The 1,627-nt window shown below is 51.8% G+C and carries 2 pseudogenes; one reads left to right on the plus strand and one right to left on the minus strand.

Going from position 1 to position 1,627, the window contains the following annotated elements:
- Positions 1-26 precede the first annotated feature (26 nt).
- A pseudogene (locus AM228_RS28815) lies at positions 27-894 on the minus strand (Uma2 family endonuclease).
- Positions 895-1,134: 240 nt separating this feature from the next.
- Between AM228_RS28815 and AM228_RS28820 the strand changes: the two are divergent.
- Positions 1,135-1,627, plus strand: a pseudogene (locus AM228_RS28820) (photosystem II q(b) protein); the annotation flags it as partial.

Below are 1,627 nucleotides of genomic sequence, written 5' to 3' on the forward strand. Positions count from 1 at the left end.
GCGCGATTCGCGGGAGCGATCGGCTGTTAAAGGTTATCGGGATCTAGCCCGATCGCCCGCAACCGTTCAGCAAGAAGTTCGGCCCGCTGGCGTTCTGCCTCAGCAAGCTGTTGAGCTTGTTCGGCTTTTTGGCGTTCTGCCTCAGCAAGCTGTTGAGCTTGTTCGGCTTTTTGGCGTTCTGCCTCAGCAAGCTGTTGAGCTTGTTCCGCGAATTGTTGAGCTTGTTCCGCTTTTTGGCGTTCTGCCTCTTCCGGTAACAACACCAAATTGCCTTCGGTATCGTAAAACCGTAACCAAACTGCCGTCTCTCGGTCGATGGTTCCTTCCCAGGTTCCCAGCCAAAAGCCCAAGGTTTCACACCACAGCCATCCGCGATCATTCGGCTGTAAAAGCTGATAACGTCCTGAACCATCCAAATGCCATCCTTGAAAGGCGTTGGCTTCAAACGGGTCAAATACAAAGTAATCTGGCGTCCGAAACGTCCGCTGATACAGATCCTTTTTCTTTCCTTTATCTATGCGAGCGGTACTCGGCGACATTAGCTCGACAATCACATCAGGGTAGCGTCCCGCTTCCTGCCACACTACCCAACCCTGTCGCTCTTTGGTGCCATCTACATCCAATACCGCAAAGAAATCCGGTCCTCGGAAATCTTTGTTCATGGCTTGGTCGCTACTGTAATAAACGAACATATTGCCCCCAGTAAAGAAGTCCGCAGCGATCGCGCCAAACTTGTTGCAATGACCGGATGAGGACATTCATCGCGATGCGGTGGCGGTTACTCTCCAAGGGTTCTCCATCATCAAAAATCAAGTCCGTGGGTGGCATGGGGGGTTCCCAGTCCGGCTCCACGGGGGTGTCCGGGCAAGTCTGGGCAGTGAGTTCTACTGACATTTTCGGCTCCCCACTTTCTGGTAATTCTTGTTGATGATTATATCCCTTGGGGCAAATAGCTGGCCGCCTTACCCTATAGTCATTTCCGCCGTTTTTCTCCGGTGAGTCAATAACTCATAAGCCTGACTTATCAGACTGATGAGAATAAATATTTATTAAACCCCTTTACAAAGCTTAACAATCGGGTTAATCTAAAAACATCATCCGAACATTGAAAACTACATAGCACTCATAAAGCAAATGACTACTACTCTGCAACAACGCGAGAGCGCCTCTTTGTGGCAGCGCTTCTGCTCCTGGGTCACGAGCACCGACAACCGCCTGTATGTGGGCTGGTTCGGCGTCCTGATGATCCCCACCTTGTTGACCGCAACCATCTGCTACATCATTGCTTTCGTCGCTGCTCCTCCAGTGGACATCGACGGGATCCGCGAACCCGTGGCTGGTTCCTTACTGTTAGGCAACAACATCATCTCTGGTGCCGTTGTTCCTTCCAGCAATGCGATCGGTCTGCACTTCTACCCCATTTGGGAAGCCGCTTCTCTCGATGAGTGGCTGTACAATGGTGGCCCATACCAGTTAGTGATTTTCCACTTCCTGATCGGCATCTTCTGCTACATGGGTCGTGAGTGGGAACTGTCCTACCGCTTGGGTATGCGTCCTTGGATCTGCGTCGCTTACAGCGCTCCTGTGGCGGCTGCTTCCGCAGTTTTCCTGATCTACCCCATCGGTC

The sequence above is a fragment of the Planktothricoides sp. SR001 genome (genome assembly GCF_001276715.1).
In the GTDB taxonomy this organism is placed as follows: domain Bacteria; phylum Cyanobacteriota; class Cyanobacteriia; order Cyanobacteriales; family Laspinemataceae; genus Planktothricoides; species Planktothricoides raciborskii.